Origin of the sequence: Acinetobacter gyllenbergii (genome assembly GCF_001682515.1) — a bacterium.
In the GTDB taxonomy this organism is placed as follows: Bacteria; Pseudomonadota; Gammaproteobacteria; order Pseudomonadales; family Moraxellaceae; genus Acinetobacter; species Acinetobacter gyllenbergii.
In genome coordinates, this window is sequence record NZ_KV575267.1 from 60,839 (window position 1) to 81,699 (window position 20,861).

Here is a 20,861-nt window from a genome sequence, read left to right on the forward strand (position 1 = left end):
TCGTGATGCAAACTGTATGGTCTATTTCCAGTCGTGGCATTGCAATCTCTGCCCTCGCGCTGTCTTTGGCTGCCTGCCAAAGCATGCGCGGGCCAGAGCCTGTGGTAAGCTCAGATGTTCCTGAAAGCTTCGCGTCTTACGGCAATGCTTCTGGAACATCAATCGCAGAACAAGGTTACAAAGATTTCTTTGCTGACCAACGTTTGCTGCAAGTGATTGATCTGGCGCTTGCCAATAACCGTGATTTACGTACTGCGGCTTTGAATATCCAAAAAGCACAACAGCAATACCAAATCTCGGAAAACAATCAGTTACCAACGATTGGCGCAAGTGGTAGTGCGGTTCGTCAAGTGACCCCTACTCGTGATCCAAATAACCCATATTCAACCTATCAAGTCGGTTTAGGCCTAACTTCATATGAGTTGGATTTCTGGGGTCGTGTACGTAGCTTGAAAGATGCAGCTTTAGATAGTTATCTTGCAACGCAAAGCTCACGCGATGCAACGCAGATCAGCTTGATCAGCCAAGTCACTCAAGCCTGGTTGAACTACTCATACGCGAACGCACAATTGAAACTTGCGGATCAAACGCTGAAAGCTCAACAAGACTCGTTTAACTTGAACAAGAAACGTTTTGATGTGGGTATTGATAGCGAAATCCCTGTGCGCCAAGCACAAATTTCGGTTGAAACAGCACGTAATGATGTTGCGAACTACAAAACTCAAGTTGCTCAAGCACAAAACTTGTTGAACTTGCTTGTTGGTCAGCAAGTGCCACAAAATCTGTTACCACAACAACAAGTAGCGCGTATTACCCAACAAAGCGTGTTTAGTGCTGGTTTACCAAGTGACTTGCTCAACAACCGCCCAGATGTGAAAGCATCTGAATACCAGTTAAGTGCTGCAGGTGCGAATATTGGGGCGGCTAAAGCTCAACTGTTCCCAACGATTAGCTTAACTGGTTCTGCGGGTTATGCATCAACTGACTTGAGCGATCTGTTCAAAGCAGGCAATGGTGTATGGTCTATTGGTCCAAGCCTGAATATCCCAATTTTTGACTGGGGTACACGTAAAGCGAACATCAAAATCTCTGAAACCGATCAGAAAATTGCATTGGCTAACTATGAAAAGTCAGTTCAGTCTGCTTTCCGTGAAGTGAATGATGCTTTGGCAACACGTGCCAATATTGGTGACCGTTTAACAGCGCAACGTCGTTTGGTTGATGCGACCAATACCACATATAAACTTTCAAACGCCCGCTTCCGTGCAGGTATTGATAGCTATTTAACCGTATTGGATGCACAGCGTTCTGCTTATTCAGCTGAACAAGGTTTATTGTTGCTTCAACAAGCAAACCTTAACAACCAAGTTGAACTGTACAAAACCTTAGGTGGCGGCCTCAAAGCGTCTACCAGTGAAACGGTAACGCATCAGCCATCAAGTTCAGAACAACATTACGCAAAAAAATAATTTCATCTTTTGCGGATAAAAAAGCTCACTTCGGTGAGCTTTTTTGTTGCAACCCTTGCGAATATTTCTTATCTTCAAACTGAATAGATTGAAGATTTAGAAAAGACAATGTTATTGAGCAGTTTAGAGTCTGTACCCGGGCATGAAATTTTACGTCAACTTGATGTGGTGTATGGCAGCACCGTTCGTAGTAAACATGTCGGCCGTGATTTGATGGCAGGCTTAAAGAATATTGTCGGTGGTGAGTTGACGGGTTATACCGAACTGCTTGAAGAATCTCGCCAAGAAGCGACTCAACGGATGATTGATAAGGCCAAAGCTTTAGGCGCCAATGCCATTGTCGGGATACGTTTCTCGACTTCAAATATTGCACAAGGCGCATCAGAATTATTTGTCTACGGCACAGCAGTGGTGGTGCAACCGGTTGCCCCTAAGCTCCCAGATCCATTTGGCGCATAGGCAAAACCATGGATGGATTCATTTTTCAGATCGTCCTGTTTCTGATCCTATTCTCAGTCGGTTGGGGTTTTGGTCGTCATATCGAGCAAAAACACTTGCGCGAACTGGACCAGAAAGAAAAGCAATTGGCGCATATTCGGATTGATACCAATCGCTTTGTCAAAACCTCTGCACATGGACACATGGTCAGCAGTAATGTGGTGATCTCACACGATTATTTTAAATATGTATTGGCAACCATTCGCAACTTCTTTGGTGGGCGTTTGGTCAGCTATGAAAGTGTGGTGGAACGTGCGCGTCGTGAAGCTGTGATTCGACTCAAGCAGGAAGCCCATGCTATGGGTGCCAATCAGATTATGGGGGTTCGACTCAGCACCACTGAATTGGGTATGCAAGGTGGTATGGTTGAAGTATTTGCCTATGGAACTGCCATCGTAAACGCTTCACATTGATGACAGTAGCCTATTGGGGAATTACTGTATTACCAATAAAATAAAAAATGCCTCGAATCATGAGGCATTTTTTCTAGCTTAGATTTTAAAGTTAATGAAATAAAACAATCGCCTTTTGCAAAGTAAACCAAATCCCTGCCAGTAAAGGAAGCCCCACCACCAACCAAGCAAGTACCACGGTAATCGTCTTGGATGGCGCATGTGCTACATCATGATTTAGGCTTAAATCTTGCGGTAATTTCTCATGTGCCAAAGCCTTTTCAGCAGCCAATTCAGCCTCTGTCATGTATTGATCTTCATCAACTGGTTTGACCATTAAATTGAGTACAAATCCAATCGCTAACATAGCTGCCAAAATATACATCGTCGTGTCATAAGATTGCGCTTGAGCTATGCCATGTGCCAGTTGATAATCTCGAATATTGGTAATCAATAAGGTTCCAAATACGCCTGCGACAGACCATGCGGTAAGCAAACGCCCATGAATAGCCCCAACCATTTGGGTACCGAAAATATCAGCCAAATAAGCAGGCACAGTGGCAAAACCACCACCATACATCGACAGGATGACACAGAAGGCTAAAACGAATAATGGCAAATTTTCGGCCTGTGCCAAGTGTGGAATCGAGACATATAACAAGAAACCCAAGGCGAGAAAAATAAAATATGTGTTTTTACGACCAATAAAGTCCGATGTCGATGCCCAGAAGAAGCGCCCAGCAATATTAAATAAGGACAGTAAACCCGTGAAGCCTGCTGCAAAAGTTGCAATCTGCATTTTTTGGTCCGCATTTAATTCATTAATTCCCACATCTAAGCCGATGAGACGTCCGCCAAATACTTCCTGTAACAACGGCGAAGCCATTGCTAAAATACCTATACCAGCAGATACGTTTAAACAAAGTACACCCCAAATCAACCAGAACTGCTTGGTTTTCCATGCCTTATTTAAATGCACGTGACGATTGGTCATAAGACCTGTCGCCTGCGTTACTGTCGGTTGCCAGCCACTCGGTTTCCAATTTGAAGGCGGAATGCGGTAACCAAAGGCACCGCCAATCATGAAAATAAAATAAACGGCAGCCAGTACCAAAAACGTTTGCCAGACACCCACAGAGGTATCCGTTGCAAAGAGCTTCATTAACTTATCTGCCAATGGCGCACCAATCATGGCGCCTCCACCAAAGCCCATAATGGCAAGACCTGTTGCTAAACCCCGACGGTCTGGAAACCATTTAATCAGGGTAGATACAGGTGAAATATAGCCAAGCCCAAGCCCGATGCCCCCTATTCCACCTCCTAACCACAATAACCACAACTGATGTGTATAAACACCCAGCGCAGATAAGATCAAACCACTTGCCCAGCAAAATGCCGCAACCACGCCTGCCTTTCGCGGCCCTGCATGTTCAAGCCAACCCCCAAACAAAAATGCGGATGAACCTAAAAAGACAAAAAACAGCGTGTACATAATACTTAATGTAGACACACTCCAGTCACAGGTTGTAGTGAACAACTGCTCAAGCAGACCTATGTTTTTACATTCGATTGGCGCATCAATTCCCAATGCTTTGGATAATGGCAACCAAAACACAGAAAAGCCATATGCCATACCAATGCTGAGATGAATCGCTAAGGCGGCAGGAGGCAATAGCCAACGGTTATAACCAGAATGGGCAATCGTGCGTTCCTTGGCCAGAAGTGAAAGTCGTCTTTCCATGTACAATCTCCATGCCTTCACTGCTAAAGAGAGGTTAGTATTATTCATTTGGATCTAGGCAGCGATTCACGCTTATGCCAGAGCTTTGTATTATGCTTATTTTTCAGTGAAGACCGAATGATTGTGCAAAAAATAGCTTGTTTTTATCAAGTAGCTTTTTTTAATAAAAAGTAAATAACGGGTTTAATGATTTTTAAAAAAATCCTGTGTCAAGCACAGGATTTTTGCTTAGGAGTCGGCAAAGATGGCTTGCCAATAATGATAGGTTTGTTCTTCCCCATTCTCTAACTTAAACTCATAAGACATTTGCCGCGTTTCAGCAATCTCAAATTCAACAGGGAACTTAAATAACCCACCTGCATAAGCAAAGGTATGGTACTCCCCATTTTCACCACAGACATCAACTTCACTTGGCATTCGCTCAAGCAAAGCTGCATCGATATCTTGACCAATAAACGACTCATCGAGCTTGCTGGCATCGGTCACAATAATTTTGGTTTGAATCCCTGAATCCAAAAAATCTTGCATGACTTCAGTCGAGTTCAGGTTCCAGATTGGCTCAACCACTTCGATGCCTAAAGGCTGTAAACGATCTTCCCGATATTGACGCACATCACTGAGATAGATATCACCAAAGATAAAGTGCTCAACCCCCTGTGCCTTAAAATGATGGGCTGCATCCAACATACGCTGTTCATAGATAGGCAGATTTTTGGGCAAAAACACTGGATAAAGTGGAATGCCAATACTTTCAGCCTGCTTTTCAAGCAGCCTATGTGGAATGGCATGCATCGAAGACAACTCGGTTTCTTCATTCACTGTAGTTAATAAAGCAATCACCTCGAACTCGTCCTGCTGTAAGACTTTATACAATGCTAAGGATGAGTCTTTGCCGCCGCTCCAATTAAAAACGGCTTTTTTGCGGTTATTGATTGTCATTCGATTACACCATTCCACAGAGCATCTAGAATCCACTCTATTTTCAATTACTTCAGTCTAGTTGAGAACACTGGTGAGATATAAAACCAAAAAAAAAGTTAAACCCCCGAATATCCAGACAGTCGTAGATAAAATGTGAGGCACTTTTTTAATCATGATCGGCAAAGCAATCAGACAAGATAAAAAGATCGATGGAACAGCCAACATAAAGACTCCCATCCATGCATAGCCATTAGCGCCTTCAAAATGGGAAATCGTGACGGTCAATAACTGAGCCACAAGTCCAGCAATGAAGAAGCTGGCAGGCAAAGCAAGTAACAAATAACTGACAATCAATGGAATCGATACGTGATGGCTCGAAGATGGCTGAGATAAATTTTGACTATCTTCCACCTACACGTCTTTTAAAACCACAATATTCACAATCATTTCACTTTCATTTTGCGAATCATCTTATACAACAAGTTGGGTGACAATCGAGAGACCAACACACCCAATTGCTCTTTTTTCCCGCCAACGACAATATATTGCTCGCCTGCCATTAAGGATTCCACCACCCGTTCCGCAAATACATCAGCATCTAGACCATTTTCAATGGCTTCATCCTGATGCCCTTGGGGCTTACCTTCACCATTTAAAGCATTGAATGATACATTGGTTTTCACAAAACCTGGGAACACCACTGACACCTCAACCCCTGCTGGTGCAACTTCGGCACGCAGACTGTTAGCCCACATATGAATTGCTGCTTTTGCGGCAGAGTAAGTGGCACGATACTGTGTCCCCAATAAGCCTGCTACACTGGAAACAAACACCACACGACCCGACTTTTGTTGTAGCAAGGTCGGTAATACGGTTTTGGTAAAGAACACTTGCGAGAAATAGTCCACCTCCATAATGGCACGTTCAGTGTGCATGGTGGTGTCCTGAATTAAAGCACGTTGACTCAAACCGGCATTATTGATCAACCAATCAATCCGCCCTTTACAGGCCAAAACCTGATCATGCGCGTAGCGGACTTGGGCTTCATCGGTAATGTCGGCAGCAATCGAAAGATGCTGTTCTGGCTTGAGTAGTCCAACCCGTACCGCTTCTAATTCATCATAACGACGTGAAGTGAGCACCACTTGTGCCCCTTGTAAGGCACATTCACGGGCTAAAGCTTTACCTAAACCAGAAGAAGCCCCTGTAATCCAGACCACTTTATTTTCAAGTGTTTTGAGTTTTGCCATTTCTCTGTCCTACCTATGCTTGCTGGCGCATAAATTTAAGGAAATAATCGACATAGGTTGCTGCGACTTGCTGATCAATTTGCGCACCCAGTTTTTCTAAACGCTTATAGCCCAAATGTGTGGTCATATTAATGACCCCATTCAGCGTTTTATCCACCACAAAATTAAACTTGAGACATTTTTTCGGCTCACGGATTAAATGAGTTACCCCAACATCAATCACTTCTGTTAATAATTTTAAGGCACTTGGAATTTCGCGACTATCGCCTTCAGCCAATTTCAGACTAGAGGTTCTGACTTGCTGTGCCAACAGTTGTTCAACAGGATAGGTCATATACACCTGTTCATCTTCAATCTGTAGGGTCTTGGAGAGATATTCCACCAAAGGGATTAAACGATCATTGCCAAAAAATGAGATCGACCACGGCATATATTTACGAATCGCATCTAAAATTTGCTGAATGACTTTTTCTGATTCACCTGTTTGCGAATATTGCTGATTCTCTTGGAGCAGTACCATAAACACTTGTTCAATCACTTCACATGCCATTTCCGACAATACACTGCCTAAAGCATTGGCCTGACTTTCTTTACTTCCTTGCAATAATTGCGTCCGAATATGTGCAAAACGTGCATAAGTATCCGCATGAATATTTAAAAAAACGGCGGTGTTCATTTTAATAACCCTAGTTTTTGGATCGCATAAAAAAGAGCTTGATCAACAAGCCCTTTCATCAGATCAATTTTTCTATCATTTTTGGCGTTGTACACGCCGAATTTAGCACACTCTATTCAGTATCGACATGCATAAATGCTAAAAAATGATTGACACAATCCGTTGCGGCATTGCTATCCACTTGATTACCCATTTTCTCTAAACGCTTATAACTTAAATGTGCAGTCATATTGATCACCCCATTTAAAGTTTTATCCACCACAGCATTAAAATTGAGACATTTTTTCGGTTCACGAATCAAATTGGTTACCCCCAAATCCACGATTTGGATCAAGGTTTGGAATACATCGACCATATCACTGATTTCATTATTCTTGAGTTGCGTGACCAAACCATGTGCCTGCTGTACCAGTTGTCGATCAATCGGATAAGACACATACACCTGCTCATCGTGATACTTGATCATATTGGAAAAATAATTGGCAAAGGGACAAAGACGCTCATTGCCAAATAAGGCAATCGACCACGGCATATATTTACGCACAGCAGCAATAATCTGTTGAATCACTTTTTCAGATTCAACGGTGTTTTTTTGGGTGAGTTGTGTCGGTTGATGGCTTTGAATCAGTAAAACCGCAAACACTTGCTCGACAATTTCACAGGCAATTTCGGATAACACCTCACCCAAGATACGAGATTGGCTTTCATGAGTGCCCGCGTTCAATTGCTGGCGAATGGTCTCAAATTGTCCATGTGTGACGTCATTAATTTTCAACAAGATTGAATAAGTCATGAGCAGCATCCCTTTTTAGTTTTTCGCATTCTTATATTGTTGTTTTAAGCATCAATATTTTTAAGTTATGTGATGCACTCCACAAATCTAACCCTATTTGTATGAAAATCCAACGCCTTTCATCGGCTTTTTTAGAAAAAATTGAAGTGTATAAAGATGTTATCGTAATTGAGTAGTCGATTCGCTCTAATAAAAACCACTTTATGAAGATGTACTAAACACCTAATCTATAAAAGCTCAAGAAACACCGATTTAGCCATTATTTAAGCGGCATTTATCATTCACATCAGGTCAGGCTGAAATGCCTACAGAAACGAGGATTTTTTGCTACAATAGATCTAATTTTTTATTCAATTTTAATCTTCTGTACTATGACTGACGCTCAATCTGCTCAAAATATTGCAACCACTTACGATCCAACCGAGATCGAAAAGAAATGGTATCAAATCTGGGAACAACAAGGTTATTTCAAACCCTCAGGTCAAGGTGAATCATTCTGTATCATGATTCCGCCACCGAACGTCACGGGTAGCTTGCACATGGGACATGGCTTTAACAATGCCATCATGGATGCACTGACGCGTTACAACCGTATGATGGGTAAAAATACCTTATGGCAACCTGGGACTGACCATGCGGGGATTGCAACGCAGATGGTGGTCGAGCGTCAATTGGGTGCGCAAGGTGTCAGCCGCCATGACTTAGGTCGTGAAAAATTCATCGAAAAAATTTGGGAATGGAAAGAGCAATCAGGCGATACCATCACCCGTCAGATCCGTCGCCTAGGTTCTTCTGTAGACTGGTCGCGCGAACGCTTCACTATGGATGAAGGTTTATCCAATGCAGTCAAAGAAGTCTTCGTTAAACTGCATGAAGATGGCTTGATCTACCGTGGTAAACGTCTCGTCAACTGGGACCCGAAACTACAAACTGCGCTGTCAGATTTAGAAGTTGAATCAGATAAAGAAGAAGCAGGTTCATTGTGGCACTTCAAATATTTCTTTGAAGATAAAAACCTACGTACCCATGATGGTAAAGACCATATTGTGGTCGCTACCACTCGTCCTGAAACCTTGTTAGGTGATACTGCGGTTGCTGTGGCACTGGATGATGAACGCTATACACACCTTGTGGGTCAGAACATTATCCTGCCAATTACAGGTCGTGCTGTTCCAATCGTTAAAGACGAATATGTAGATAAAGAATTTGGTACAGGCTGTGTGAAAATCACCCCTGCGCACGACTTTAACGACTATGAAGTCGGTAAGCGTTGTGAATTGCCAATCATCAATATCTTCAATAAAAATGCAGAAGTATTGGCTGAGTTTGAATACATTGCCAAAGCAGGCGAACAAATTTCTAAAACCATCCCTGCCCCTGCGGACTATATTGGTTTAGAGCGTTTTGAAGCACGTAAAAAACTGGTTGAACAAGCCGAAGCTGAAGGCTGGTTAGATCAAATCCAACCTTATACGCTTAAACCACCTCGTGGTGACCGTTCAGGTGTGATCGTTGAGCCATTATTGACAGACCAATGGTATGTAAAAATTGCGCCATTGGCTCAACCTGCGATTGAAGCGGTTCAAGATGGTCGTATCAAGTTTGTTCCTGAGCAGTACAGCAACATGTACATGGCGTGGATGAACAATATCCAAGACTGGTGTATCTCGCGTCAGCTTTGGTGGGGTCACCGTATTCCAGCTTGGTACGATGCTGAAGGCAACATCTATGTCGGTCGTGACGAAGCGGAAGTTCGTGCCAAAAACAACATCCCTGCTGATGTTGCGTTAAACCAAGATGAAGATGTACTGGATACATGGTTCTCTTCTGCACTTTGGACCTTCTCAACTTTAGGTTGGACGGGCGATGCCAAGAAAGATGCGGAAAACTATTTCCTCAATACGTTCCACCCGACTGATGTATTGGTAACGGGTTTTGACATCATCTTCTTCTGGGTTGCTCGTATGATCATGTTTACGATGCACTTCATGAAGAATGAAGATGGTACGCCACAAGTCCCGTTTAAAACGGTTTATGTGCATGGTCTAGTCCGTGATGGCGAAGGTCAAAAAATGTCGAAGTCTAAGGGTAACGTACTTGACCCTCTTGACTTGATTGATGGTGTTGACCTTGAGACTTTGGTACAAAAACGTACTACAGGTCTGATGAACCCGAAACAAGCAGCGAAGATTGAAAAATCAACGCGTAAAGAATTCCCAGAAGGCATTCAAGCTTACGGTACTGACGCAGTTCGTTTCACGTTCTGTGCATTGGCGAACACGGGTCGTGACATTAAGTTCGACATGAAGCGTGTTGAAGGTTACCGTAACTTTGCCAACAAGATCTGGAACGCAACCCGTTTCGTATTGATGAATGTTGAAGGTCAAACCGTTGCTCAAGAAGCGCGTCCTGAGCTGTGGGAACTTCCAGAAAAATGGATCATGAGCCGTCTGCAAAAAGCAGAAGCTGCGGTACATCAAGCATTCGCGACATATCGTTTAGACCTTGCTGCGCAAGCGATATATGACTTTATCTGGAATGAATACTGTGACTGGTATGTTGAGTTAACCAAACCCGTTCTGAACGATGCCAATGTATCAGAAGAGCGTAAAGCAGAAGTTCGCCGTGTATTACTTGCGGTGATGGAAGCATCTTTACGTTTGGCACATCCTTTGATGCCGTATTTGACAGAAGAAATCTGGCAAACGCTTGCGCCGATGTTAGGCAAAGGCGGTGCAACGATTATGACTGCGCAATACCCTGTTCCTGATCAAGCCAAGGTGAATGATCAAGCTGAAGCAGATATGCAGTGGTTACAAGGCTTGATTGGTGCAGTACGTAATATTCGTGGTGAAATGGGCTTAGGGAATGCGCGTTTATTGCCTGTATTACTTAAGAACATTTCTGATGCTGAGCGTGAGCAAATCATCCGTATTGAAGCTTTATTCAAAGCATTGGCGAAAGTTGAAAGCATTGAGTTCTTGAGCAATGAGCAAGAACCACCGTTGTCTTGCTCTAGCGTTGTTAGCCATGCATCGGTATTTGTACCAATGAAAGGTTTGATTGATCCTAAAGCTGAATTGGGTCGTTTGCAGAAGGACTTGGATAAAGTTCAGAAGCAACATGATCAAATTGCCAATAAACTTTCGAATGAAGGTTTCGTAGCGAAAGCACCAGCAGCGGTTGTTGAAGGTGAAAAAGTGAAATTGGCTGAATTTGCTGATCAGTTAGTGAAAATTAAGCAAAGTATGGAGCAAATTGCTGCGCTTTAAGCGGTAATTTAAATAAAAAACCCCTCAATTGAGGGGTTTTTTTGAATGCATAAAATTAATAAATAAATTGCTAAGGGATCTAAAAATTGTCCAAGAGCCTATTCATGTAGATGACAAAGAAAGTTCTATAAGAATTTAAATATAGGACTCCTAATATCCTTTAATATCGGTTCTTTTTTGTATATCTGTTTCTTTAAGAAAACATGCATATTCACTCAACTTAAAAAGCCTCATCTCTCTAGGTTTTATGTCCAACCAATCTTTTACATCCAAGAAGATGTCATTATCAATATCCCATATTTGCTTATAACGGATATCAATTTCTTTTTCCTTACCAACAAACAGTTGAAAAGTATTTCTTAGAAACCCATCTTGTTGAATTACTGTTAAGCGCTCATCATCTAAACGATACAACTTTCTATCGAATAGAAAAAAAATAAACTCTTCGCAACCCAAAATTGCTACTAATTTTTTCTGTTTATCTACTTCAATAAAAAAACCATATCCATTCGCTGCACGCTTGGTTCTAGAGATATTTGATCTCTCTAATTCTTTATTTTCAAAATTAAAAGAATAAAGTTTTTCTTCATTATTAATATTTAAAAAAATTACTGGATTATTGTCCATTCTTTAAAATCCAAATAACTCTAATATTACTATGTTGCTTGATTCTATTCACGCTGAAAGTAGCAAATTTTCTAACACAGATTCGATATATCAATTTTCCCTCTACTTTTAGGAGAGGGTTAGGGAGAGGTCTTATTAGAAAGCGCACAACATTTATTCCATAAATCATCCAAAACTCTCTCAGTATTTTTTAAAATCTCATGATTCCAATACCGTTCTACTTTTAAATCCAAAGCCTCTAAAAACTTGGTTCGTTCAGCATCATAAGCCCGCCCATCCTCAGTCCCATGCTGACTACCATCCAGTTCAACGACCAAACACAACTCATGGCAGTAAAAATCTACAATATAGGGTGCAATCACATGCTGTCTGCGAAATTTAAGATTCATAAAACGTTTAGCACGAAGTAGTTGCCACATCAGGTGTTCTGCATCTGTCGCATTACTGCGCATGGCTTTAGCGAATTCTAATAACTGTGGGTCTAGTTTCATTTTATGTTATCACCTCTCCCTAGCCCTCTCCTAAAAGGAGAGGGAATATCATCTAATTACATACCACTATAAAATCCATTGCTACTCCCTCTCCCTCAGGGAGAGGGTTGGGGTGAGGGAAAATCAAAGCACCCCATGACCCAACAACATTTCCACTCCACTCACCCTTTTCATATGTTTTAAACGCTCTTTTTCCCACTTTAACTGCTGCTTTAACTCAGCACAATCCGCATCTATGGCTTTATACACATCACCAATATGCAGATGCTCAGCTTTTACTTTTTTCGCCAACTGAAAAGAATCCAGAATCTCTTCAATTTGACTGTCGAGCTGCTGACTCTGTGCATCCAAAGCCAATTTATAAAACTTCACTTGCTCTGCTGATAACTCTTTAGCGCCTACACCCTTATTCTGTTCTAGCTGTAATTGAAGTTTGAGTAAATAAAATAAATCCTGCTGTTCATAAGCCTGACTTGCCTGTTGGAACAACTCAGTTTTTTCTTCTTTTTTTGTTTCGTCTGGCTCACGATCAGGATGAATCATGGCAGCAATTTTTAAATACACCGTTTTCAACGATTGCGCTGTCATCTGCTCAGCTTGTTCACGTTTCTGTTGTTGTCTAAGTTGCTTGGCTTGTTCACGGGCCTGTTGCTGCTCGGCAGCATATTGCTCAAAGTCATCTTGATCTAATTCTGCTCTTTGCTCATCCCCCTCATCAGATTCAAACTTGACTGACTGTAATTTTTTATTCTTTTTAACCAATTGCTGGGCATGTTGCTGATAAAACGTATCGATCTGCTTGACCAGTTTTAACTGTTCATCCTTCAATATCTTGGAACGCTTTAACAACTGTGCAAGCTGGGCAATTTTTTCATCCAGTTGCTGCATTTCCGCTTTGGAAAATTCATGCTGTTGTAATAGCGTCCAAAGCTGATCCAACTGCTGAAACAGGATTTCATGCAGCTCGCTATACACAGGCATCAGCTTTTGCCGCGTATGCTGTTGAATCTCGGCTTGCGCATTCTGCCATGTAGTAAGGCTGATTTTTTGCTGTTCTATTTGATCAATCAGGCGATTCAGCTTTTTCTGCTGTGAGGAAGGTTCAGCCCTTTGCTTTAAACTGACTTTAAGATCAAAAGACATAACGCATCTGCCTAAAAATTAAAAAGTGTAGCAATAATCAGCCGATAAAGGCAGCAAACGCTCTCAATATCGTGTTTGGACAAACGAGTCGTTTAATTAAGCTTTACTCATCGCCAAATAAGGCATTGGCTGAAACCACTTTGGTGATTTTAACTTTATCTTGTTTCAGCAAGGGATAGATTTTTTGTCTAACTGCATCACTGGTCATAGTGCCATTCAAATTCAGTAACACTGGCTCTTCACTCAGAGAGCCTTTGCCCAAGTATTCTTGATTCAAATCATTGGTAGTTGCTTGATTGACCACAACAAAATATCCCGCAATGCCTTTGACCTGACCACAGGCCAAACTTTGCGGTGACCAATCCCCTTGGCGAATCACTTTTTGCAACGTATAGCCTTTACTTTTTAATTGCTGCGTTTGTGCTGCGGTTGCAATTGGAAAATCAATCCGCTTTTGCTGGCCTTTCCAGTTCACCAGCAAATGACTCGATTGACAAGATTCACGCATAACGCCTCCACTTCCTCTCAATGCGCCTTCATCGGGATCAAAACAGGATGAAATCACTTGAAAAGTCGCTTCACCACAATGCAAGGGCTCAGATTGATAGGTCTTGAATGACGTTGCTTGAGCTTGGTTTATTTGAATTAAACACAAAGATAACAGGCAAAAGTTGGCGAATTTATTGTTCATATCAAGTCATATTAGAATTAAAGGCTGATTCATTCTAACCAAGAATATTTATTTTTTTACTAAAATTTGAACAAAAGCATCACATGTATTCTGAAGGAAAGTGGGATCTTTATAAGCTCTTTCCATCACAGCAATACCCCTCGTATATGTGATTAAAACATCTGCTGTTTGACCAACTTCTAAAATCAATGAATCCTTCCATTTTGGGTCAGATAATTTAACCTCTAATGCCAATCGAAGTTCATTCATGAAATCTCTTAAGCGCTGCTGTATACGTTCACTTGTTAGATTTATATCTACTAACATTTTAGTGGTCAGACATCCTTTTGCAGGAGTGCCCTTAGACATATTAGCCAATGCTGCGCTGAAAAAATTGGTTAAAACCTCCTGTAATGAATCTCCTTTCATTGCCAAATCAATATTATTTAAAAAATTTTTACAATAAATTTCATATGCTTGAAGAAAAAGCTCATCTTTTCCTCCATACGCATTATACAAAGATCCTCGTTGGACACCTGTTTCCTTCGCAATCTCAACTAATGAAGTTGCTTGCCAGCCATTTCTCCAAAAGATATCCAAGACTAATGGGAGGATAAATGCCTCATCAAACTGCCTTACTCCAGACAAGTTACACTCCTTATACTTGACAACCCTGTCAAAATTGACAAGACTGTCAAAGATAACTCACAATTATCGTAATTAAAAGATTAGAAAATAATAGTTTTTCAATTTGTCAATTAACTAAAAGAGTGTTGTATGACATTGAAAAACCAAAATTAACACATTCCGCTATGAGGATGATTGTATATGAAAACAAATAGCAACTCTTATCAGTTTTTCATATTTTTAATATCAACTCAAAAATATAATCAAGAGTATTAATTATCCTTGGTTATAATTTGGTTAAGGACAATACAATGAATATAAAATCAAAATCTTATCCCCTAGTGACAATGGATAAATTAAGATATTCAGATACTGATAGACAAGGCCATATTAACAATGCTTTATTCTCAACATTTCTAGAAACAGGACGTGTAGAGATTTTATACAACCAAAAAATAATAAATCAATCAAATGAAACTGAATTTGTAATAGCAAACTTAACCATACAATTTATAAGTGAAATTTTATGGCCAGGCTACATAGAAACGAAAACTGCTATAAAAAAAATAGGTACGAGCTCCATTATTTTTGAACAAGTTATTTACCAAGCTGAAAAACAATGCGCAGCAGCAGAAACCGTAATCGTTCAAATAAACAAATCAAACCGTCAACCATCGCCGTTAACAAATATGGACATCCAAGAATTAAATAAATACTTAAGAGAAAGTTAAACATCAAATAAACAAGGATGTTAAAAATGACAAAAACAAATGAATCTTGGTTAGGTATTATCTACGGAAGCTTAGCAGCTTTAATATGGGCAGCTTTTCCAGTCATGACCAGATTTGGGGTTTCAAAATCAAACTTAGATCCCTTTGAGATTACTTTTATACGTTTTTTTGTTTCAGGAATATTAGTCATTCCTTACTTGCTCATGAATAAAAATATGAAAACCCCAATAAAAGGGCTTCTAATGATAACTGTTGGCTTAGGTGTTCCATATATGCTTATAATTTCCTTTGGACTCAAATATGCACCTGTCGAACAGTTTTCAATTATGACTCCAGCCTGTATGATCTTATTCTCTCTTTTATTAAGTACAATGATATTAAAAATAAAATCTCATAAAAATGAAAGTCTAGGTATCATCACCATCATGATTGGAGTTCTATTTTCAGTATATTCAACATTTAATAGCTCATATATATTTTCACACTTTCTTTTTATTATTGGAGGATTTTTATGGGCAACCTATACGATTGCATCTCGGTATTATTTTAACTCAGCCATGTATGCAACTGCGCTGGTATGCTTCTTTTCAATGATTTTATATACACCATTTTATTTATACATCAAAGGAATAGAAATATTTTCCAACCCTTTATCCACTTTAATCCCTCAAATTATTTATCAAGGGTTTTTCGTTTCTATCATCGCACTATTTTTTTACAGTAAATCTGTAATTTTACTTGGATCAACTACAGGATCTGTTTTTGCAGCCTTAGTTCCTATTCTATCCACTCTAATTTCAGCAGTAATACTAAAAGAAACGATATCCTTAACTTCTATATCAGGATTATTCATCATAACCATTGGTATACTTATCACAATATTCAAAGCAAGTCAGTGGAAAAATATATTCCAACTTTTCAAAGATAAGAAAATAAATAGATTATAAATATAGACAAAAAATCTTGCTACCTCCCCCTCAAGTGAGAGGGAGTGTTGTCCTTACTGTGCAGTATAACCACCATCCATCACCACCGCCTGCCCTGTGATTCCTGCGCCTTTGTGACTGGCAAGGAAAATGGCATAGTCGGCAATTTCTTCAACACTCAGTAAACGCTTCTGTGGCACCATCGCTAAAATTACATCTTCCAAGGCACTTTCCAGACTCACATTGCGGGTTTTCGCCAAATCTGCAATTTGCCCGCGCACCAATGGTGTATCCACATAACCTGGACATAATGCATTCACAGTAATGCCATCACGCGCACATTCCAAAGCCGCCACTTTGGTCAAACCAATCACGCCATGTTTGGCACTGTTATATCCCGCCTTACCCGCAAAACCAATCAAGCCATTGATCGAAGACATATTGATAATACGACCATATTGCTGCGCTTTCATAATTGGAAACGCATGTTTAATCCCGATAAATGAACCAGTCAGCATCACCTGAACCAGTTTCTGATAAATCTCCGTGGCGAAATCTTCAATCGCAGCGACATGCTGAAAACCCGCATTATTGATCAGGATATCCAAACGCCCAAAGGTTTGTGTAGTCAAATCAATTGCCGCTTTATAAGCTTGTTCATCAGTTACGTCACAAGGCGCAGATAAGGCTTCAAAACCTTGCTGTTTTAACTGCTCCACGGCTAGCTGGCATTTCTCTGCATTGACATCAGAAATCACTACTTTGGCGCCTTCCTGCGCAAATTTTTTCGCGATTTCTAAACCAATACCACTCGCCGAACCAGTAATAAAGGCCACTTTGGCTTCGAGTTGTTGAGTCACTGTGCTACTCCTGTTCTTAATCATTTTGATTGCTCACCTGTCAAAACAGGCAAGCTGAATTTAAAATTTGCCTTAGACAATACCGAACCATGTAAACGCAGCAATCACCACAAATACCGCCAAGGTTTTAATAATCGTCACTGCGAAAATATCTTTATAGGATTGTTTATGGGTTAAACCTGTCACGGCAAGTAAGGTAATCACTGCGCCATTATGCGGCAGTGTGTCCATACCGCCCGATGCCATTGCTACCACACGATGCATCACTTCAGGGGGGATACCCGCTGCTAAAATCGCTGCATTGTAGGTTTCTGCCATCGCGCTCAAAGCAATACTCATCCCACCCGATGCAGACCCTGTAATCCCTGCCAGCACTGTCGTGGTCACTGCACCATTGACCAAAGGATTGGTAAACGTTGTCCCCAATGCATGGCTAATCAAAGCAAAGCCTGGCAAGGCCGCAATAATCGCTCCAAAACCATACTCCGATGCAGTATTCATCACCGCCAATAATGAACCACTGATACTGGCATTCACACCTTCTTTAAAGTTAGTTACCACGCGTTGATAATCAAATAAAATCGCGGCAATAATGCCGACAATCAAGGCCAAACCGACTGCCCAGATCGCCCCTGTTTTTGCCACATCAACAGTGTAGTTGGCTAAACCAATTGCATTAAAATCAAAGCCATTCGGATACCATTCTTTGATGGCTGTGGATAGATAACGGTTCATCACCGCAACCAGAATCAACGGAACAAAGGCCATACATTGACGCAGCACTGAACCGTTGTTTTGCTGAGATAGCTCTACATCAGCAGTCGTTTGCATGGCTGCATCTTCAGCAGCAAAACCAGCATAACCTTCACCTGCACGAGCAGCAGCTTTACGGCGTGATTCCAGATACAGTAGACCCATGCTTAAGACGAAGATCGCCCCAATTACACCCAAAAACGGTGCTGCATAGATATTGGTACCAAAGAAGGTGGTTGGAATCACGTTCTGAATTTGTGGTGTGCCCGGCAAGGCATCCATGGTGAATGTAAATGCACCTAGGGCAATGGTGCCGGGAATCAAACGTTTTGGAATATTGGCCTGTTGGAACAACTGATTGGCAAATGGATAAATCGCAAATACCGCCACAAATAAGCTAACACCGCTATAGGTCAGAATGGCACCCAGTAAAACTACGGTTAAAATGGCTTTTTTTGCGCCAATCAAATTGACAATGGTACGGGCAATCGACTCAGCAATACCCGACATTTCCACCACTTTGCCAAAGATCGCCCCCAGCAAGAACACCAGAAAATAGTCTTTAATGAAATTAACCATTTTCGGCATAAAAACGCCCGAATAAAACGGCAATACATTGGCGGGATTAATCAGAAAAACCGCCAGCAATGCACATAACGGTGCCATCAAAATTACGGAAAAACCGCGATAGGCCGTGTACATCAGCAAGCCTAAAGACAGCAGAATGACAAATAAGTCCCACATATTCTTTTACTCCATTCCAAAGAATATATGTCAGGGTCAACCAAATTATTTTTTTTATACTATGTGGTGGTTATCCTAACCATAAACAAAATTAAAATACTGCGAACTGCGGTACAGAATCTAAAGCAAAGACGCATGCTAAAACGTATTTTAAAATAGCATTAAAATCATAAAAAACAAGACGATTAAAACAAAATACACCATTTAAATTAATCATAAAAATCATACAGATATAAAAATAACACCCAAATAATTTAATTGATTAATAAAACAAATTAACTATTCAAAAATACTCATTAATCTCATCAAAGTATATTTAGCTTATTATTTTAATAATCTATTTTTCGATATTGAGATAAAATAAATCAATAATCTCATATCGTATTTCAAAAAAATAAACGGCTTGCCTCTCATCAGCGAATTAACAAAAATGCCAGTCACAATGTGCTGTTTTTTTTATAAATTACAGTATATAAATCAAAAACTTTCCGCATAGGTCGTCCACCATGACTTTAAAGCAACTCAAAGCATTTCTGGCTTTGACCCGTACCCTGAATTATGCAAATGCCTCTGCTGAATTGCATCTCAGTCAATCTGCTTTAAGTCTAAGTATCAAATCACTGGAAGAAGAACTGGGTGGCAAGCTGTTTAAACGTAATACCCGTCGGGTTGAGCTGACACAGGAAGGAAAGTCATTGATTCCCTATGCCAAGAAATTACTGGCCAATTGGGAAGATATGGAAAAAGACGTTAAACAACGTTTTAAACTCAATCGTGGCACATTGAATATTGCTTCGATGCCCTTTGTCACCCATGCGATTTTACCGCAAGTGATTCATAGCTTTTTAGCCAAACATCCCAATATCAGCTTTTCCATTCATGACATTCCCAATGAAAAAGTACTGGAAAATGTTCAGGATGGTATTTTTGAAATTGGCATCTGCTTTGAACCACCACGCAATGATCAACTGGAATTTAAACCCTTATTTGAGGAAGATTTCCTTGCGCTCTTACCAAAAACGCATCCTTTGGCAAGCGCGGATTCGATCAGTTGGAAACAACTGTGTGCCAATCCCTTTGTGACCTTGCAACATCCCTCGATTGTTCGGCATCTGATTGAAGAAAACTGTCTTAAAAACCATCTGACATTAGATTTAAAAGTCGAATGCCACCAGATCAGTTCCCTCTCCAGCTTTGTGGCATTAGATATGGGCGTCAGTGCCATCCCCCGTCATTTTCAAAATTTTATCGACAAGGAACATAACGTCTTGATTGAGATTGAGGACGGCAAATTGCCGCAAGCGATTGGGATTGTCTATAAAAAAGACTTTGAGCTTTCCAATATCTCAGCCGAGTTTATTGAGATCTTGCTGCAACATGATTTTGGCTAAGCCCTTTCGGCTGCTACAGCAAGACAGATTCACCCCATCATCGTGCCCTGTTGAGTGAAATAGATGAAATTTATTGTATTAATGAGTTTCCCTCATTAATCCTTTAAAAATTTAAACTTCTGTAAATAATCCTTGAATGCTAAAACTATTAGAAACCAAGGAATTTACAGGTGAAAAAAATGAATAAAGTCTATTCAAGCGCAGCATTGGCACTGCAAGATGTGGTGCAAGATCAACAGACTTTTGCGGTTGGCGGTTTTGGCTTATGCGGTATTCCTGAAGCCTTAATTCAGGCGCTGAAAGAAACAGGTGTCACAGGCCTGACTTGTATCTCTAATAATGCAGGTATTGATGATTTTGGCTTGGGTGTCTTACTCAAGACCCGACAAATTAAAAAAATGATCTCCTCTTATGTGGGCGAAAATAAAGAATTTGAACGCCAATATTTGAATGGCGAACTCGAAGTTGAACTCACCCCACAAGGTACATTAGCTGAAAAACTACGCGCGGGCGGCGCAGGCATTCCTGCTTTTTATACCGCAACAGGTGCAGGTACCTTGGTGGCTGAAGGTAAGGAACAACGCGAATTTAATGGTCGTACCTATATTCTGGAACTATCTCTCACTGCGGATGTGGCCTTGGTCAAAGCCTATAAAGCGGATAAAGCCGGCAATCTGGTATTCCGTAAAACCGCGCAAAACTTTAACCCTGAATGTGCTATGGCTGGAAAAATGACCATTGTCGAAGTTGAACAGATTGTAGAAATTGGTGAACTGGATCCAGATGAAATCCATTTAGCAGGGATTTACGTCAATCGTGTGGTGCTGAATGCCACGCCAGAAAAACGGATCGAACAAAAAACCCTCAAAGCACAGGACGCATAATC

At 40.8% G+C, this 20,861-nt stretch carries 21 protein-coding genes; 8 read left to right on the plus strand and 13 right to left on the minus strand.

Annotation, left to right across the window (positions count from 1 at the left end):
* The first annotated feature begins 5 nt into the window (after positions 1–5).
* The 3 genes from adeK (at position 6) to NG55_RS15495 (ending at position 2,380) form a co-directional block, all read left to right on the plus strand.
* A complete protein-coding gene (adeK, locus tag NG55_RS15485) occupies positions 6–1,469 on the plus strand; it encodes a multidrug efflux RND transporter AdeIJK outer membrane channel subunit AdeK (RefSeq protein ID WP_016541363.1) in 1,464 nt (487 codons plus the stop codon).
* Between the two features lie 108 nt (positions 1,470–1,577).
* Positions 1,578–1,928, plus strand: coding sequence for a YbjQ family protein (locus tag NG55_RS15490; RefSeq protein WP_005227055.1), 351 nt, complete (start codon positions 1,578–1,580; stop codon positions 1,926–1,928).
* Between the two features lie 8 nt (positions 1,929–1,936).
* Positions 1,937–2,380, plus strand: a complete 444-nt coding sequence (locus tag NG55_RS15495) for a YbjQ family protein (RefSeq protein ID WP_023271571.1) — start codon at positions 1,937–1,939, stop codon at positions 2,378–2,380.
* Between the two features lie 91 nt (positions 2,381–2,471).
* Here the strand turns inward: NG55_RS15495 and NG55_RS15500 are convergent, their stop codons facing one another.
* The 6 genes from NG55_RS15500 to NG55_RS15525 form a co-directional block, all read right to left on the minus strand.
* On the minus strand, positions 2,472–4,100 hold the full coding sequence (locus NG55_RS15500) for an OFA family MFS transporter (protein WP_065343734.1): 1,629 nt from the start codon (positions 4,098–4,100) through the stop codon (positions 2,472–2,474).
* A gap of 228 nt (positions 4,101–4,328) precedes the next feature.
* Positions 4,329–5,039 (minus strand): Dph6-related ATP pyrophosphatase, encoded by a 711-nt coding sequence (locus tag NG55_RS15505; protein ID WP_065343735.1) that lies wholly within the window; start codon positions 5,037–5,039, stop codon positions 4,329–4,331.
* A gap of 57 nt (positions 5,040–5,096) precedes the next feature.
* Complete coding sequence (locus NG55_RS15510; RefSeq protein ID WP_016541368.1) at positions 5,097–5,432, minus strand: hypothetical protein; 336 nt, start codon at positions 5,430–5,432, stop codon at positions 5,097–5,099.
* A gap of 32 nt (positions 5,433–5,464) precedes the next feature.
* Positions 5,465–6,271: an SDR family NAD(P)-dependent oxidoreductase gene (locus tag NG55_RS15515; RefSeq protein WP_065343736.1), complete on the minus strand. Its 807-nt coding sequence runs from the start codon at positions 6,269–6,271 to the stop codon at positions 5,465–5,467.
* A 13-nt stretch (positions 6,272–6,284) separates the two neighbouring features.
* Positions 6,285–6,947, minus strand: a complete 663-nt coding sequence (locus NG55_RS15520; protein WP_065343737.1) for a hypothetical protein — start codon at positions 6,945–6,947, stop codon at positions 6,285–6,287.
* A gap of 112 nt (positions 6,948–7,059) precedes the next feature.
* Positions 7,060–7,740 (minus strand): hypothetical protein, encoded by a 681-nt coding sequence (locus NG55_RS15525; protein ID WP_065343738.1) that lies wholly within the window; start codon positions 7,738–7,740, stop codon positions 7,060–7,062.
* 371 nt (positions 7,741–8,111) lie between these two features.
* On the opposite strand from NG55_RS15525, the gene NG55_RS15530 reads away from it, so the two are divergent.
* The gene (locus NG55_RS15530) at positions 8,112–11,012 is read left to right on the plus strand and encodes a valine--tRNA ligase (RefSeq protein WP_065343739.1); all 2,901 of its coding nucleotides are present in this window, start codon (positions 8,112–8,114) and stop codon (positions 11,010–11,012) included.
* A gap of 150 nt (positions 11,013–11,162) precedes the next feature.
* On the opposite strand, the gene NG55_RS15535 is transcribed toward NG55_RS15530, so the two are convergent.
* From NG55_RS15535 to NG55_RS15555, 5 genes are all read right to left on the minus strand, one after another.
* The gene (locus NG55_RS15535; RefSeq protein ID WP_065343740.1) at positions 11,163–11,639 is read right to left on the minus strand and encodes a hypothetical protein; all 477 of its coding nucleotides are present in this window, start codon (positions 11,637–11,639) and stop codon (positions 11,163–11,165) included.
* A 119-nt stretch (positions 11,640–11,758) separates the two neighbouring features.
* Positions 11,759–12,130 (minus strand): endonuclease domain-containing protein, encoded by a 372-nt coding sequence (locus NG55_RS15540; protein ID WP_016541373.1) that lies wholly within the window; start codon positions 12,128–12,130, stop codon positions 11,759–11,761.
* 123 nt (positions 12,131–12,253) lie between these two features.
* On the minus strand, positions 12,254–13,273 hold the full coding sequence (locus NG55_RS15545; protein ID WP_065343741.1) for a molecular chaperone DnaJ: 1,020 nt from the start codon (positions 13,271–13,273) through the stop codon (positions 12,254–12,256).
* A 103-nt stretch (positions 13,274–13,376) separates the two neighbouring features.
* On the minus strand, positions 13,377–13,964 hold the full coding sequence (locus NG55_RS15550) for a hypothetical protein (RefSeq protein ID WP_065343742.1): 588 nt from the start codon (positions 13,962–13,964) through the stop codon (positions 13,377–13,379).
* A gap of 48 nt (positions 13,965–14,012) precedes the next feature.
* Complete coding sequence (locus tag NG55_RS15555; protein ID WP_065343743.1) at positions 14,013–14,591, minus strand: TetR/AcrR family transcriptional regulator; 579 nt, start codon at positions 14,589–14,591, stop codon at positions 14,013–14,015.
* Positions 14,592–14,881: 290 nt separating this feature from the next.
* Between NG55_RS15555 and NG55_RS15560 the strand changes: the two genes are divergently transcribed.
* Both NG55_RS15560 and NG55_RS15565 read left to right on the plus strand, forming a co-directional pair.
* The gene (locus NG55_RS15560) at positions 14,882–15,301 is read left to right on the plus strand and encodes an acyl-CoA thioesterase (RefSeq protein ID WP_016660184.1); all 420 of its coding nucleotides are present in this window, start codon (positions 14,882–14,884) and stop codon (positions 15,299–15,301) included.
* A gap of 26 nt (positions 15,302–15,327) precedes the next feature.
* On the plus strand, positions 15,328–16,248 hold the full coding sequence (locus NG55_RS15565; RefSeq protein ID WP_016541377.1) for a DMT family transporter: 921 nt from the start codon (positions 15,328–15,330) through the stop codon (positions 16,246–16,248).
* Between the two features lie 53 nt (positions 16,249–16,301).
* On the opposite strand, the gene NG55_RS15570 is transcribed toward NG55_RS15565, so the two are convergent.
* Both NG55_RS15570 and NG55_RS15575 read right to left on the minus strand, forming a co-directional pair.
* Positions 16,302–17,087 carry a 3-hydroxybutyrate dehydrogenase gene (locus NG55_RS15570; protein WP_065343744.1) on the minus strand — a complete coding sequence of 262 codons (786 nt, stop codon included), beginning with the start codon at positions 17,085–17,087 and terminating at the stop codon, positions 16,302–16,304.
* 72 nt (positions 17,088–17,159) lie between these two features.
* On the minus strand, positions 17,160–18,584 hold the full coding sequence (locus tag NG55_RS15575) for a GntP family permease (protein ID WP_065343745.1): 1,425 nt from the start codon (positions 18,582–18,584) through the stop codon (positions 17,160–17,162).
* Positions 18,585–19,090: 506 nt separating this feature from the next.
* Here NG55_RS15575 and NG55_RS15580 point away from each other — a divergent pair.
* A complete protein-coding gene (locus NG55_RS15580) occupies positions 19,091–19,975 on the plus strand; it encodes a LysR family transcriptional regulator (protein ID WP_004803082.1) in 885 nt (294 codons plus the stop codon).
* A 179-nt stretch (positions 19,976–20,154) separates the two neighbouring features.
* Positions 20,155–20,859, plus strand: a complete 705-nt coding sequence (locus tag NG55_RS15585) for a CoA transferase subunit A (protein WP_065343803.1) — start codon at positions 20,155–20,157, stop codon at positions 20,857–20,859.
* Positions 20,860–20,861: the final 2 nt, after the last annotated feature.